Below are 15,173 nucleotides of genomic sequence, written 5' to 3' on the forward strand. Positions count from 1 at the left end.
CCACTCGACGTCCCTGCCCGTTACCGCTCGTCCGGCGGCCCGACGCGTCGAGCGAGCGCCGTCGCCGTCGAGAGCACTCGATCCTCGACGCTGTGGTCGAACTTCGCGGGCAGTTCCGTCAGGTGAACGAACCGATCCGCCTCGTAGCCGCCGGCGAAGAGGTCGTCGACAGTCGGAATGTACGTCATGTAGTTGTTCGAGTACCCGGCAACCCACAGTGGACCGGGTAGCCGCTCTTTGAGCTTCAGCGAGTACCCGACCAGCACCTCGCCCGTCAGCGCCACCACCGTGAGGTCCCCGCCGAATCCGATGGCCTGGATCGGGTAGGGATGGGTGCGCGGCAACTCGCCGTGCTCGTCGAGTTCCGCGAGGAGGTGCTCGGCGTGACGCCGCTCGTAGCGCTCCTCGGACTCGAGTTGTGTCTCCAGTTCCTCCCTGGACGGCGGGTCTTCGAACTCGAGGTCGACTTCCTCTTTCACACACCGGAGTGGTCCGTGAACCTCACGGCGCTTTGCGACGAGCGCGCCGCGGACGGCCGTCGCGAGGGACTTGCCGTAGTGTTTCGTCAACTCGAGGTCGCGCTGGGGGTAGGCCTTCTGGTCGCCGCCACATCCCTGGACGAAGACGGCGGTGGCGTCGGGGTACTCCTCCTCGAGGTGTTCCATGGCGTACCCGGCCCAGTCACCGGCCCACTCCCGGATGAACAGGCTCGTCGGATGGCAGGCGTATCCGAATAAGATCCCCCGAAGCGTCTCGTCGTCCGGTGACTCGATCGCCAGCACCGGCACGTCGTGGTCGACCGGCCCGTCCGGGTACGGCTGAAAGCCGATCCCCTGCTCGAGTGGAATGCGTCGGTTCATCGCGATGCCACAGCGGGCGTGACTGTATGTGATCGAGGCGGGGGAGAGGTTCGCGAGTGCTTCGCCGACGAGTTCGATTAGCGTCTCCTCCAGGTACGCGGCGTAGGCTCGCGCTTGCGCACGCTCTTCGTCGTTCAACGAGAAGACCTCGGTCTTGCGCTCCCGGTAGATCGGGCCGCAGTGCGTGTGCGAAGCGTTCAACAGCAGGTTTGATGCCGGGAGGTCGTACTGGTCTTCACAGGCGTCAGTGACCGTCGCGTGCAGGGGCCGCGAGATTGCCAGGATCTCGACCCCGACGGCAACGAAGCGCGTCCCGTTCTCGTCCTCGAGGGCGATCGCCTTCGCGTGGAGGTCCTGCAGCGTTCCCTCGGAGGGTTCCTCGCGGGCACCGAAACCGGCCATTCGCATGGACTCCTCGGGCGTGATAACCTCGCTCGCGGTTCCTGCACGCCACTCGTGATCGTTGTCCGTCGTGCTCATGACACTACTCTGTTCGACCGGGGGCAAAAACGGTCCGGTTGTGGTGGGCATCGTCACTCGACGAAGCAGCCGAAAACGAGTGGGTCGTCCGCGAGAGCGGTGGCGACCGTGCTGTCCGTCGTCCGTGGCCAGTCGCCAGCGGCCCGTCGTGCCGTGGTACCCGCCTCGCTGGGACTACTATGCCTGCACCGTCGCGTACCAGTCCATCCAGGGCTGGTGGCGTTCGAATGCCGCACTCGCCGTGAGCACGGTTTCGTCGCCGAAGCGCGGGCCGATGAGTTGCATCCCGACCGGGAGTCCGTCCACCAGCCCCGCCGGAATCGACGCGGCGGGGTGACCGGTCATGTTGAACGGCCACGTCAACAGCCAGTCGGCCCGCGAATTGACCGGTTCACCGTCGACACGAACGTCGTCGAGCGAATTGCTTCGGATCGGTGGAATGGACGACGTCGGCGTCACGAGAAGGTCGTATCCCTCGTCTTCGAAGACGGTCTGCACGCCGTCGAACATCGCCGTCCGAACCTGGTTCATCCGGCCGATATCGACGGGGGAGTACCTCCGACCCGCCCGGATTCGATCGCGAAACTCCTCGGGAACGTCGTCGGCGTGTTCGCCGAGGAAGTCGATGCCGCTACGGTCCTCAATCGAGTCGGCAATCTTCGCGGTGAACGCCTGCATCAGTCCGAAACGGGTCCGGTCTCGGAGCGTCTCGAGGGTGTGGCCCATGTCGACGTCGACCTGGTCGACGGTCGCGCCCGCTCGCTCGAACGCGGAGAGTGCGTCTTCGATACAGGCCCGAACCGACTGCGAGACGGGGAACACCCCGAGGTCGGGGCTGTAAGCGATCGACCACTCGTCGATCGGTCGGTCGAGTGCGGAGACGTAATCGGCGTCATCCGCCGGCAAGGCGAACGGATCCTGGGCGTTCGGTCCTGCCGTGACCTCGAGGGCGATCGCGGCGTCTTTGACCGATCGCGTCAGAAAGCCCTTGCAGATGAACGGCGAGTGATACTGGAACGCGTTCGGACGTGCGGATTCCGGGATCCGTCCGAAGGACGGTTTCAATCCGTAGACGCCACACCACGCCGCCGGGATACGGACGGATCCTGCCGCGTCTCCGCCCTGGGCGAACGCGGTTTGTCCGTCAGCGACCGCTGCGGCGCTCCCGCCCGAGGAGCCACCGGCGTTTCGATCGAGATCGAACGGGGTCGCGGTCGGTCCGACGAGCAGATTGTCGGTGAGTGGTTTGTGACCGAACTCGGGCGTGTTGGTCTTGCCGATCACGATCGCCCCGGCGTCCTCGAGTCGGCGAACGAACTCGGCGGTGTGGGTCGCGACGTTGTCAGCGAAGGCTCGACAGCCGAACGTGTGTCGAATCCCCTCGCGGAAGGCCGTGAGATCCTTGAGTGCGACGGGTACCCCGTGGAGCGGACCGACCGACTCGCCGTCCTCGAGCGCCCGTTTCGCCTCTTGGGCCTGCTCGCGGGCGTGATCCGCCGCGACGGTGATGAAGGCGTTGACGTCGTCGTTGCGCGCGTCGATTCGCTCGAGGTGAGCGTCGACGGTCGCCGTTGGACTGACGGTTCCGTTGCGGATGCGTTCTGCGAGTTCCCACGCGGGATCGAAGCGACGATCACTGGCCATAGTCCGCTGAAGAAGGTCTCGGAGGGGGCAAAAGCGTGTTGGTGGCGTCGGCTTCGAGGAATCCACCGATTGTGGTTCCTCGACAGCCGAGTTCACGCCTCGAGGGCCAACACTCCTCAGGTCGACGGCATGTCCTCGGCGACCCAGTCGAAGACCGCCTCTCGACGGGCCCGTGGCGGCGGATCGCTGTGTCCGGCCGCACGGAGCCGGGCCTCGTGATAGTCGAAGCTGTTGATGTCGTAGGGTGTGCGTAGCTCGAGTGCGAGTTTCGTCGCCCCGAGTCCGAGTACTCCGGCCGCGGCACCGACCACGAACCCTCGACGTCCGTTGGGCAACCGTGAACCATTTTTCTCCACGAGTTGCTCGTCATGCTATTCGCTATCTATACTCACGTTGCTCGCCCGGCATGAGTTATAGTCTTCGCCCATTCGTCTTCGGAGCGTCCCGTCGCTTTTGGATATTGGTTCCCTGGATACCTGTCGCTGTCGTCGTCCGATCTCTATTCACGGGCTCGAACGATTCGAGTGATCTCTTTCGATCGATTTTCTGACCCCCTCCAGAACGATGTGGGTGATTGTCGCGAGCGAACGTGGTCGTACATCGAGGCGAAGGATCAGCTCGAGTCGAGCGTATCAATCGCCGACCGCGAACAGCGGATCGAATCAGGATTGCTTTCTGACCGCACCCGTTCGGCACCTCTCGTTCTTCTGTGACCGGCCTCTGACCGACCAGACCTCGGCTACCAGTCGTCTCTGGATTCGCCGCGGCTGGCGGTCGGAACTTGCACGAGATAGTTCCATAACGATTTGGGTAAGTAAAGAGGAACGGCCAGTAAATTCTAGAACCCGGCAAATTTCCCAGGCGAATCCACATACTTCGCGGGGAAAGATTTATCGTACCTGGGGCGAGTGTGGTTCCTATGCCAGACGGTGACAAACCTACAGTGGGCACGCGTAGCAACAGGAATCTGACCAGTCGGCGTCACGTTCTCGCCCTGACGGCGGGTGCGACGGCCGGTCTCGCCGGGTGTACGGGCGGCGACGGTGGTAACGGTGGCAACGGAGGCAACGGAGGCAACGGAGGCAACGGCGGCAACGGAGGAAATGGGGGCAACGGTGAGAACCGGACGCTGACCCGAATTGCCGGCAGTACGCTTCCCGACGAGTACAACTTCAACCCTCTCGGTGAAGAGTTCCCGTCCCGACTGGCCGATTTCACCAATGACCGGCAAACGATCGTCTACAACAACGGGAACGTCGAGACGCCGGCTCTCGAGTCCTGGAACTGGGACCTCGATAGCCTAGTACTCACGAAGACGCTTCGTGACGACCTCGCCTTCTGGAACGGCGACCAGTACACCGCAGAGGACCTGTACACGTGGGAAGAAGTGAATCGGCTGATGTCACCCGACGGAAGCCAGTACGAGAACATCGAACTGGTCGACGACCTGACGATCGAGTACACCTACAAGGAGCCCAAGAATCCTGCGCTCATCGAGACCACCGACCTGGGTGGCGTGAGCGGTAACCTTGACTCCCTCAATGCAGAGACGTGGCAACCCCACCTCGAGGCGCTGCAGGACGCGTCGACGGACGAGGAACGTGATGCGGCCGCAACTGAGGTTCTCGAAAAGAAAATCGATATCGACCAGTACATGAACGAAGGGCTCGGCACGGGGTCGTTCGAACTCGTCGACTGGTCCACACAGGGCGTTACGCTCGAACCCGTCGACCACCACCGCTGGTCCGAAGACATCCAGATCGAACAGTACGAGGAACTCGTCGCTGGGGGTGCCGCACAGGACGAGCTAATATCGAACGAAAAGGTCGACTTCGCGTCCGTCGCGATGGAACAGAAGTACAGGGAAGTACTCCCCGACCACTACCAGGACCTCGCGAAGTACGCCTCGAAGTTCATGTACTCGATGACGATCAACTGGAACCACACCGAGGCACTCCAGGACCGTGCCGTTCGTCGCGCGATAACGGCAGTCATCAACACGCAGGACGTCGTCACGAACTTCGAGACTGGACTGCCAATCGACGTCCACACGGGCATCGAACAGGAGTGGAACAATACGTACCTCGGCGACGACCTGGACAACTTCATCGACTACGCACCCCAGGCATCCGACCACGAACTTGCAGATCAGTTCCTCGAGGCCGGTGGCTACTCGCGCGAAGACGGGACGGTTTACAATCCGGACGGCGAAGAACTCGATCCGATCCTGATGCCCATCGGGACGGATTACTTCTTCAACGTCCCAGGACAGACCGTCCACGCCCAGCTCGAGGAGTACGGCTTCCCCGTCGTGTTCGAGGGCCAGGAGCAGAACCAGGTGACCGAGCGGTTCAACGAAACCATGGACTGGGGGCTCACGCCGTACAGCCACTACGCAGCGGACTACCAGCACCCGGTTGGGTTTTTCCGGTACAATCACTCGTTCGGGCTTCGCCTCGTGTCACAGATCGCAACTGGTGGAACCAGCGCTGCGAACGATACGATCCAGCAGTGGCTCGACGACGGCCGCACGCACTCGCCGTACAACGGGAAGCCGCTCGTTTGGGAAATCCCAACCGAAATCGGTCAACTCGACCTCTCCGGCGACACCGAGGAGATCAACCTGGTCGAAATTGTCGACGAGATCATGGTTACGGACGACGTCGAGTGGACCAACGAACAGATCAAAAAGCTGTGTTGGATGTGGAACTTCCACATGCCGGAAATCGACCTGCTCTACCGCCAATCCGGTCGCTGGGCCAACACGCGTGACTTCGACTGGTCGGTCGACGAGGAGTGGCGGCTCGAAACCAACAACGCGCTGTACCCCCTCATCAAGAACGGCACCGTTGGGTACCCATAACGAACCCGCACGGCCGCTCGGTGAGCGGAATTAGCACCGTCTTCTTTCTCTCCCTCTTTCCTCTTCTCTCACGACTTCTGTCCCACGAAAAGCTATACGTCGGCAAACAGGTTCCTAAAAGCTTATGTGAGAAAACCACCCTCCCTTTGGGTATGGAACGGCTGATGATCGAGTTCTCGGTACGTGACGAACCGAACGTCACTGTAAAGTCGACTGCTCCCGTACAGGTGACTCTCTGTGACCGTACGTGACGGAGTGACGACCTCGCCAAACTCCTGGGGGAGGGAGACACTGATCGAAGTCCGGAACGCATCCGTTACGTTCGACATGGAACGAGGGACGTCGAAAGTGATGGACGACGTGACGATGGATATCCATCGGAACGAAATTCTCGGGATCGTCGGCGAGAGTGGCAGCGGCAAATCCATGTTCGCATCGGCGCTCCTGGACGCAGTCGTCAATCCAGGGAGGTTGACCGGCGAGGTAATCTACCACCCTCCTGACGGCGATCCGTTCGACGTCCGGGACCTCGACGAAGAGGAGCTCCGAAAGTTCCGGTGGGAGGAAGTCTCGATGGTGTTTCAGGGGGCGATGGACTCGTTCAACCCGACGATGTCGATCGGCGGCCACTTCAAGGAGACGCTTCGGGCCCACAACCGCGACGTCGAGGAAGGAATGGCTTACGGCCGCGAGTTGCTCACGGACCTGTATCTCGATCCCGAGCGCGTTCTCGACTCGTATCCACACGAACTGAGTGGCGGTATGCAACAGCGCGCCCTGATCGCGCTCAGTCTGTTGCTCGAGCCCAGCGTCCTGGTGATGGACGAACCGACGGCGGCGCTCGACTTGCTGATGCAGCGTTCGATCACGAATCTGCTGGCGAAACTCCACGACGAGTACGAGATCACGATGATCTTCATCACGCACGATTTGCCGCTCGTCGCGGATCTGGCCGATCGCCTCGCCGTAATGTACGCGTTCCAGTTCGTGGAAGTGGGCCCGTGTTACGACATCCTGAAAGACGCCGCCCATCCCTACACTCGAGCACTGTTGAAGGCCGTCCCGAATCTGTCGTCTGCCCTGGAAGATATGCAACCAATCGAGGGTGACAGTCCAGACCCGGTCAACGTGCCGAAGGGGTGTTCCTATCACATTCGGTGTCCGCTGGCAGACGAGCAGTGTGTGGCGGTCGATCCGGAACTCGAGCCCGTGAGCGCCGACCACGAGGTCGCCTGTTACCACTGGGAGGACGCCCGAGAACAGCTCACCTATACACTGAGCGACCAGGAACAGGAGGTGACGTTCGATGAGCCGTAGTTCCGAACCGGTCGTCACGCTGGACGACGTCGGTGTCGAGTTTTCGGACAGGTCGTTGATGCAGACCCTTCGACGGAAGAAGGCAGAGGTCGTCAGGGCGGTCGATGGGGTTTCCCTCGACATCCACGAGAACGAGGTGATCGTTCTCGTCGGCGAGAGCGGGTGCGGAAAGACCACGCTGGGAAAGACGGCCGTCGGCCTGCAGCGACCCTCTGACGGTTCGGTACGGTACCGCGGACAGGATATCTGGGACGCCAAGGACGGAAGTGGTGACGTAGACATCCCGTTCGCGGACATCCGTCGGTCGCTCCAGATCATCCATCAGGATCCGGGGAGTTCACTGAACCCCAATCGAACCATCCTCAGCAGTCTGTCGGTGCCGCTGAAGAAGTGGTATCCAAACTTGAGCGTCGACGATCGAGAGGAACGGATCTACAAACTGCTCGATTACGTCGGGATGAAACCGGCGTCGTCGTACGCGTCGCGGTATCCCCACCAGCTAAGCGGTGGTGAACAACAACGGGTTGCACTGGGCCGTGCGCTCCTGATGAACCCGGACGTAATTCTGGCCGACGAGGCCGTCAGTGCCCTCGACGTCTCGTTGCGGATAGAGATGATGGACCTCATGCACGACCTGCAACGGGAGGTCAACACGTCCTATCTCTTCATTTCACACGACCTCGCCAACGCGTACTACTTCGCGGAGAAGGTCGGCGGCCGTATCGGGATCATGTACCTCGGAAACCTGGTCGAGATCGGTGACGCCGAGGAGATCATCCGAAATCCGAAACACCCCTACACGAAGATTCTTCGGTGGGCGACGCCGGTCATGGATCCGGACGCGGCGAAAGAAGGGGCGAAGGAACTTCCGATGCGAAAAATCGACATCCCGGACCCGAAACACCCACCGAGCGGGTGCCGGTTCCACACCCGGTGTCCGAAGGCTCGAGAGGTGTGTACGACCCAGGTTCCACAGTTGACGCCAGCCGACGAAAGCGGCCGTTCGGACGTCGCGTGCTTCCGGTCTGAGCGGAACCACGAATACTGGAACAGCGAACCGCTTCCGGAGTGAATCGCGACGACGAACTGGCCGTAGACGCTCATTGCTCGCTCTCGTCTTCTCCGGTGGGGTTACTGACGATACTCGATTCCGGAAACAGTCGACGAGAGGGGTACTCGTACGCTTCCGAGGGTCGACTGGTGAGTGAAAACAGGTAGACGCCATCGGTGTTACCCCTCAATTCAGGTTTGGAATCGCACTGAGGGCGTTCAGAGCTTACAGCGAAGAATCGAACCGGACTTGAAGCCGGTTTGACTCATCGGTCGACGCTCGGCGGAGCACTAATAGTCACGTCTCGTACAGATGACGATCGCGACTGACATGGCGACAGTGAGGACAGCGAGCGTTGCGAGGTTCAGGACGACGATGACATACGTCGCGCTCGCTGGTTCGACGACGGTGAGCGAAACTAGCGAGAACGCGATCAGGACCAGGGCCAGTGAGACGCCGAAGATCAGGTAGAGTTTGTACGTACAGACTTGCTTGCCCAGTTCCGCGGTGAACGATCGCCCCATTACGTAGAGTGTCACCGTCGATTCCCATATAACTGTTCGGGTGTCGGTGAAGTCAATGCAGTTGAAAACAATATCCCCCGTCGAGGGCGTCTCCTTGGCATGATAACACCTGACGCAAAGTTTAATATCGACTAGCGAAATGAGCCAGTATGAACTACTATGCCAGGAGAGTAGGGCAAGCAATTATTACGTTATTTTCTGTAATAACGATAACCTTTATTCTCTATCGTCTTATGCCGGGTGGTCCAATCGAGGTTATGCGAGACGAAATGATACAGACCTCCCTTCAACAGGGCCAGGACGTGAACATCGATCAGATCAACCGAATGATCGAATTGCGAACGAACATCGACCCAGAGCAACCAATTCTCGAAGCCTACGCCGAGTACATGGTCAACATCGTCGTCTACCAGGATTTCGGTGAATCCCTCTGGCGTGGCGAGCCAGTTTTCGATATTCTCTTTCGAGCGATGCCGTGGTCGATCTTCGTGAGTATCTACGGGCTCTTGATCGGATTTAGCGCGAACATCGTCCTGGGCGCGCTCATGGCCTACAAGGAGGGGTCCCGGTTCGACAACGTTGCATCTATCGGTGCGACGTTCCTCAATTCGGTTCCGTACTACGTTGGGGCGATCCTGATGCTCTCGTTTCTCGGCTTCAAGTTCGGCTGGTTCCCGACCAGAGGTCGATACGATCCCTCCACGACGGAGGGGTTCAACATCCCCTTCATGCTGAGCGTATTGCATCACTCTGCACTCCCCATCGCCTCGAGTATCATCGTCGGATTCGGCGGCTCCGCGCTGGCGATGCGGGGGAACTGTATCCGCGTCATGGGGGAGAACTACCTTCGAGTAGCCCGTCTCCGCGGGCTGAGTGACAATCGGATCGCGATCCGGTACGTCGGCAGAAACGCAATTTTGCCCCTGTACACGAGCTTCATGATTGGTATCGCCGCGATTTTCAGCAGTTCGATCATCATGGAACAGATCTATACGTATCCCGGAATCGGATGGTACACCTACGAAGCGCTTTCACAGCATGATTATCCGCTCTTGATGGGGCTGCTCATATTCTTCTCGACGATCACCATCACCGGAATCATGATCGCTGACCTGACGTACGGGTTGATCGATCCACGGGCCGGAACGAACGACAAAGAGTCATACTGAGCTGATTTCAAGATGAAACACAACGAACGAACGGCTGACGACGGGGCGAACGAAGCGAGGACTGACGGCGGGTCGACGCCGGACTTCCTGACCAACATGTCCCAGTCATCGATGTCGACGATGTCGAAACGCGAAAGGTACTCACGGGCGATCGACCGCTACTTCCTAACGCAGGCCCGAATCGCCTGGACCGACTGGCGAACCCGGTTTGGAATCGTCGTGCTGGGACTGTTCGTCTTCACCGGAACGGTGGGCGTTTACCTCGTCCCAGAACCGTCGATCAACGAGGCGGAGACGTACATGACCTGGTTCCAGTCGACGGAATACCCTCTTGGCACCGACAATATGGGTCGACCGATCCACAAACAGCTCGTCCACGCCACGCCTGCCGTGCTCAAAATGGGGCTCGCAGGGGCGATTTTCGCCGCAGGCGTCGCGGTCGTCGTCGGGACGGTCGCGGGATACAAGGGTGGGATCGTCGATTACGTCCTGATGCTCATCTCGGACATCCTCATGGTCATTCCCGGGCTTCCGCTAGTCGTCGTCCTGGCGGCCATCTACCAGCCGCGGGATCCATTCGCCGTCGGCGTGATCCTCGCGATCGACAGTTGGCCCGGACTAGCACGGACGATTCGATCGCAGGTTCTGACGCTTCGCGAGGCGTCATACGTCGAAGCCGTCCGCTCGATGGGCGTCTCGACGCGCTCGATCCTCCGAAACGACATTATCCCACAGCTCATGCCGTACGTACTGATCAACTCCGCACAGGCCGCTCGAGGCGTGATCTTCGCTTCCGTCGCGCTGTACTTCCTCGGGTTCCTTCCCTACTCGGAGACGAACTGGGGGACCATGATGAACGACGCGTACGCGACTGGAGGCGCCCTCTCGAACCCCGAGCGGGCCGCACACTGGTTGTACCCGCCGATGGCGGCACTCATACTGCTCTCGTTCGCACTGGTGTTGCTCTCGCAGGGACTGGACAAGGTGTTCAACCCCCGCCTCAGGGCTCGCCACTCCAAGACCGTCGACGATAGTGAGGACGTCACGAACCGAAACTGATCGGTTACTATACTCTTCGTTTTCGTCTTCCTTTTGGTCTTCCCCATCGTCTTCGTCTGCAGGTCCCAACCCTAATCACGGGCTCAAAACCGAGTCTTCCGCTCCGGCCACCTGTATTCCCTCGAGCGCACTCTGGGGAGGTGAAGGTTTATGCAGTTGTCCTCCGAAGGTCGGAGTAACTCACAATGTCCGCGAAGCTGTCCGAAGATTCACAGGGCGTATCGTCACGGATCGACCAGTCGGTCCAATCGTTGCTCGAGCAGCCACTGGCACTGAGTCTGCTGTTTGGCTTCGGTTTGCTCCTGGTCGGAGCGGTTCGAGGAGACGGTACCGTCGCCGGAATGCTCGGGATCTACGGTGCGACGGTCATTCTCGTTTCGGTGGGCCTCTACGTCGTTTTGGCCGTGATACGGCGCGGTCAGTGAGCCACAGACATTTCAACAGTCCATATTTCGAGGATTCTTCTCCCCAAACAAGATGTTCGACTGCATCGTCCGTCGAACAGTCACCGAGCGTATCGTAGGGGAAAGATAGCGAGACTACTACGACCAGTATACGCCCGACCACTCGACGGTAGGTCCCTTCAAAGTGATCGGTCTCTCTCGAGTGCAGCCGGAGAGAACGTGGCGAAAGTACGGTCGGGCGACCGTCAGTTGGTATCTCGGTCTTCGCGTGCCTGTTGTGGTCTCCACGCCGTTCCGGGCGTTCCGAGTTCTGCCGTGAAAACGAACTTTCCGAAGACGTTGTTGTACGCGGTGATCGAGGTATACTGGTCGGTCCACTGGCGGATCGCCGCGCCACCGTCACCAGTCCCTTCGTCCGCACTGAACGGCGGAGCGCGGTCGGTGAAGAACCAGTTGTTCCGGATCGTAGCTCGCTCCCGCGGCACGCCACGGATGACGATCGCCGGCTGTGGAGCGTCGGAGACAACGGCCTTCTCCGACAGGACGACGTTGTTCTCAATGTTCATGCGCACGCCCGCCTGTGGTTCGTCCATATCGTCGACCTCGCCTCCGTGGGCGTCGATCGGTGCCAACTGTGTCCGCGGGCCAAAGAGGTTGTTCCGGACCGTGTAGTTCATCGGCACGTCACCGCCCACGCCGGCGATGGAACGACGATTGTTATCGAAATAGTTGTACTCGATAAGCGGATCGCCGCCGTAGACGTTGATGCCGTACCCGAGTGATGGCGATGGATTGTCGACGAACTCGTTGTGGTGAATGTAGACCCCTTCACACTCGTACTCACCCCACATTCCGACCCGAATGCCGGCGTACGTGAACCCGGAGAACTGGCAGTTGTCCACCTCGACGTCGTCAGTGTCGTCGATCAGGAGTCCGTAGGTGATTCCGACGTCGTAGATACTGTCGATTCCCTTGTCCTCGTAGTCCCAGTGCTCGTGTTCGGGCCCGGACAGTCGAAGCCCGGTGAGTCGAACGTCGTCACCGCCAGTACTGATGAACGCATTAAACCCGTTCTCGTCCTGGGAGAGGAGCGCCCCTTCCGACCCGTCTTGCCCACGGTCGGACGCGAGCGTCACGCCGCCAGGGAGCGTGATAGAGACGCCGGTCATATCGATCTCGGCGTCTCCCTCGACCCAGATGATCTCTCCGGCAGTCGAATCGCCGGCTGCCGTCTCGAGTTCGTCCGCATCGGAAACGACGTATTCGGCCAGGTCTCGGGTGACTTTCCCGCCGTGAGGATACGCTTCAGCACCCTCGAACTCGTCGGGATCGTACGCCTCACCGCCGCCGAGTTCCGGGTTGAACGGCCGCCGGACGGTTTCGTCGTCGAGCTCGAGAATCTCGTCGGTCGACAGGCGAGCGAGGTCGCCCGCCGTTTGAATTCGATTGGTCGATTCGGATGGAGACTGGCTACTGATGTCAAGCGAGTCTGCACCGGTCTTCATCGAACCGGCCGCCAGGACACCGCTTGCGATTCCAACGGATGAAAGATACGATCGTCTGTTCATGTGAGTGCCACACACGATAATGTGACGCAGTGGCACATAACATTCACGTAAAAATTACGTTCGTTAGATGTTGAAATTATTAATCGCTACCTTCTCTGTGATGATACGTTGTTCGTCTCGAAAGTCAATGAGTTAATTCCCGAGATGAGAGTGTCCGGTTGCTCCGACCCGACCTTGTGAGGGGTAGCCTCCAAAGCCAGATTGCTTGGTTCGTGTGGGCACCTCGAATGCCGCGAGTGTCAACAATCGTTTGGAATTGCTAAACGCACGGCGTAGACGGCTTCTTCGATGGATGTGTGGCCGCTCGGAACCGTTTCCCCAGCCAGGGAGGCACATCATTGTACATATTTGTTTCGAATAATCAAACCTGTGGGATACGTCGGTTCTGGTTCGATTCCTTTTTATTTAATCGTCAGGATACCAACCACATCCGCTCCCTTCGTGTGACATACATAATGTTGTAAGCCCCGAGGTGGATGTAACTGAGTGTACCTGTGGAGCGACTGCTCGTCCGCCAGCAGGCCGGTCGATAGTCGACTATCGCCGCAGCAGTCCGGTTTCGGACGTTCGTTTGACCTACCCAAACGAATTGCTGCACGCAACGGATTCGTGTGCACCGTCTCGAGTCCTGCTCGGGTCTGTCTCGGTGGAACGAATGGTTTCTCTGACGAGGAAGGACCATTGCACGCTGGTCGATAGCAGTACGGCGTGTGCATCGACCGACGCTATTACCACACCACTAGAGGTCGATTCGGCCCCGTCGCCTGATCGAACTCGAGTCAATCAGTGGACCAACCGGCCCTCGTCAGACCAGGAACTAACTGGCGTAGTGGTCGTTTTCGGACGGTACCCCTCCGGGAGGACACGACTTCACAGACGGCAATCCGAATGCAATCGTCGGGTACATCGCTCGCCGTTTACTCGACCGAAACGATACGGCCCCGTCCTCGTCGGGTACCGTTCGTGGATATCTATCACCGAAATTGTGTTGTAGGCGTGGTGAGTAGGTGCTTCCGTGACTCCAGCTATCGAGGGGCCGCGGCTCATTCGGCCGGGCGAGTTCCGGGAGACGATGACGCTCACGGAACGATGTTTCGGCTTCGAACGCGGTGGTCTCGAACGGCGAATGCCCCACTGCTTCGATGAAACACGGCCGAACCGACACGCGGTCGTCACCTGCGACGGCGACATCGTGAGCCACGTGGCCTGTGTTCCGGCGGAACTTCGTGCCGGATCCGCGACCGTCGCGTGCTACGGCATCGCTGGCGTCGCGACGGACCCGGACCACCGCGGAAACGGGTACATGACCCAGCTCCTCGAGTTCTGGCTCGACCGCCTCGATTCACAGGACGTCCCCCTCGCGGAACTCGAGGGCGACCGACTCGGCTACGGGCGATTCGGCTGGGAGAACGCCGGCCGAGAGGACCGGTACCGGATCACGCGTCGATCGTTCACTGCTGATCCCGCCGGTTCCGCAGACATCCGCCAGTATCGACGTCGGACGGATCTCGAACTGATCACGGATATCCACGAGCGCGAACGGTACCGGATAACCCGCACCGACCGTGGATACGAGCGGTTGCTCGGCCAGCGCGACCTCGAGATACTCGTCTACGACGGAGATCGACCAGCGTACCTCGCCTATCGCGGGACCGACCCCGCGTCCGTCCTCGAATTCGGCGGCTCGCGCGAGGGCGTCACGACACTGTTCGGATCCGTCCTCGAGACGGAGGCCGAACTGGAGGTGTTCACCCATCCCCACCATCCGCTCGTCCCGTCGTTCTGTGACCTGGCAATCGACTGGGAGACGCGCCCGCATCGAAAACTGAATATCCTCGACCTGCTCGCGACGCTCGAGGCGTACGAACCGCTGCTCGCGGAGCGATGGGCGACCGTCGACGACGACTTCGGGTGTCCATCCGGGGCGGTGACGCTGGCCGTAGAGGGACTCGAGACGACAGACGCCGTGACGGTCGCCTACGACGCGACCGGCGTTCACGTCGAGCGAACGACGCGAGAGCCGGATGTCGTCCTGGACCGGCGGACGATGACCCGCCTCCTGTTTGGCTCGCCCGACGCGTGCTGGCCGATCAGGCGCTCGCGGCCGTTTCTGCGAGCGGTCCTCCCTCTGGAGTACTACTTCTGGCAGACCGAGACGATCTGAGTGGTCGGCGAGCACTCGAGTCACCGGGTCATCGAGCGGCCTTCGCCGTGATTGTCGAGCCGCCTACGCT

Annotated in this window: 12 protein-coding genes; 7 read left to right on the forward strand and 5 right to left on the reverse strand. The window is 60.2% G+C overall.

From position 1 onward, the window contains the following. Positions 1-20 precede the first annotated feature (20 nt). From AC6I65_RS07775 to AC6I65_RS07785, 3 genes are all read right to left on the reverse strand, one after another. Positions 21-1,340: a neutral/alkaline non-lysosomal ceramidase N-terminal domain-containing protein gene (locus AC6I65_RS07775; RefSeq protein WP_497901353.1), complete on the reverse strand. Its 1,320-nt coding sequence runs from the start codon at positions 1,338-1,340 to the stop codon at positions 21-23. A gap of 177 nt (positions 1,341-1,517) precedes the next feature. Continuing rightward, positions 1,518-2,984 carry an amidase gene (locus AC6I65_RS07780; RefSeq protein WP_497901354.1) on the reverse strand — a complete coding sequence of 489 codons (1,467 nt, stop codon included), beginning with the start codon at positions 2,982-2,984 and terminating at the stop codon, positions 1,518-1,520. Between the two features lie 116 nt (positions 2,985-3,100). Further along, positions 3,101-3,295 (reverse strand): hypothetical protein, encoded by a 195-nt coding sequence (locus tag AC6I65_RS07785; RefSeq protein ID WP_497901355.1) that lies wholly within the window; start codon positions 3,293-3,295, stop codon positions 3,101-3,103. 608 nt (positions 3,296-3,903) lie between these two features. Here AC6I65_RS07785 and AC6I65_RS07790 point away from each other — a divergent pair. From AC6I65_RS07790 to AC6I65_RS07800, 3 genes are all read left to right on the forward strand, one after another. After that, positions 3,904-5,847, forward strand: coding sequence for an ABC transporter substrate-binding protein (locus tag AC6I65_RS07790; protein WP_497901356.1), 1,944 nt, complete (start codon positions 3,904-3,906; stop codon positions 5,845-5,847). Between the two features lie 237 nt (positions 5,848-6,084). Then, on the forward strand, positions 6,085-7,164 hold the full coding sequence (locus AC6I65_RS07795; RefSeq protein ID WP_497901357.1) for an ABC transporter ATP-binding protein: 1,080 nt from the start codon (positions 6,085-6,087) through the stop codon (positions 7,162-7,164). After that, positions 7,154-8,236 (forward strand): oligopeptide/dipeptide ABC transporter ATP-binding protein, encoded by a 1,083-nt coding sequence (locus AC6I65_RS07800; RefSeq protein WP_497901358.1) that lies wholly within the window; start codon positions 7,154-7,156, stop codon positions 8,234-8,236. Before AC6I65_RS07795 ends, AC6I65_RS07800 begins: the two co-directional genes overlap by 11 nt. Positions 8,237-8,505: 269 nt before the next feature. Here AC6I65_RS07800 and AC6I65_RS07805 read toward each other — a convergent pair whose 3' ends face one another. Then, entirely contained in the window at positions 8,506-8,739 is a 234-nt protein-coding gene (locus tag AC6I65_RS07805) for a hypothetical protein (RefSeq protein WP_497901359.1), read from the reverse strand. A gap of 149 nt (positions 8,740-8,888) precedes the next feature. Between AC6I65_RS07805 and AC6I65_RS07810 the strand changes: the two genes are divergently transcribed. The 3 genes from AC6I65_RS07810 (at position 8,889) to AC6I65_RS07820 (ending at position 11,392) form a co-directional block, all read left to right on the forward strand. Further along, complete coding sequence (locus tag AC6I65_RS07810) at positions 8,889-9,908, forward strand: ABC transporter permease (protein ID WP_497901360.1); 1,020 nt, start codon at positions 8,889-8,891, stop codon at positions 9,906-9,908. Positions 9,909-9,920: 12 nt separating this feature from the next. Next, positions 9,921-10,967, forward strand: coding sequence for an ABC transporter permease (locus tag AC6I65_RS07815; protein WP_497901361.1), 1,047 nt, complete (start codon positions 9,921-9,923; stop codon positions 10,965-10,967). 185 nt (positions 10,968-11,152) lie between these two features. Then, positions 11,153-11,392 (forward strand): hypothetical protein, encoded by a 240-nt coding sequence (locus tag AC6I65_RS07820; RefSeq protein WP_497901362.1) that lies wholly within the window; start codon positions 11,153-11,155, stop codon positions 11,390-11,392. A 224-nt stretch (positions 11,393-11,616) separates the two neighbouring features. On the opposite strand, the gene AC6I65_RS07825 is transcribed toward AC6I65_RS07820, so the two are convergent. Continuing rightward, entirely contained in the window at positions 11,617-12,876 is a 1,260-nt protein-coding gene (locus AC6I65_RS07825; RefSeq protein WP_497901363.1) for a right-handed parallel beta-helix repeat-containing protein, read from the reverse strand. A gap of 1,078 nt (positions 12,877-13,954) precedes the next feature. On the opposite strand from AC6I65_RS07825, the gene AC6I65_RS07830 reads away from it, so the two are divergent. Beyond that, complete coding sequence (locus AC6I65_RS07830; RefSeq protein ID WP_497901364.1) at positions 13,955-15,103, forward strand: GNAT family N-acetyltransferase; 1,149 nt, start codon at positions 13,955-13,957, stop codon at positions 15,101-15,103. Positions 15,104-15,173 lie beyond the last annotated feature (70 nt).

The organism is Natronosalvus sp. KLKA75, assembly GCF_059736265.1.

Coding starts and splice junctions, on each gene's coding strand:
- AC6I65_RS07810 (WP_497901360.1), top strand. CDS start 8,889: ATGAACTACTATGCCAGGAGAGTAGGGCAAGCAATTATTACGTTATTT.
- AC6I65_RS07790 (WP_497901356.1), top strand. CDS start 3,904: ATGCCAGACGGTGACAAACCTACAGTGGGCACGCGTAGCAACAGGAAT.
- AC6I65_RS07775 (WP_497901353.1), bottom strand. CDS start 1,340: ATGAGCACGACGGACAACGATCACGAGTGGCGTGCAGGAACCGCGAGC.
- AC6I65_RS07815 (WP_497901361.1), top strand. CDS start 9,921: ATGAAACACAACGAACGAACGGCTGACGACGGGGCGAACGAAGCGAGG.
- AC6I65_RS07780 (WP_497901354.1), bottom strand. CDS start 2,984: ATGGCCAGTGATCGTCGCTTCGATCCCGCGTGGGAACTCGCAGAACGC.
- AC6I65_RS07805 (WP_497901359.1), bottom strand. CDS start 8,739: ATGGGGCGATCGTTCACCGCGGAACTGGGCAAGCAAGTCTGTACGTAC.
- AC6I65_RS07825 (WP_497901363.1), bottom strand. CDS start 12,876: ATGAAGACCGGTGCAGACTCGCTTGACATCAGTAGCCAGTCTCCATCC.
- AC6I65_RS07820 (WP_497901362.1), top strand. CDS start 11,153: ATGTCCGCGAAGCTGTCCGAAGATTCACAGGGCGTATCGTCACGGATC.
- AC6I65_RS07800 (WP_497901358.1), top strand. CDS start 7,154: ATGAGCCGTAGTTCCGAACCGGTCGTCACGCTGGACGACGTCGGTGTC.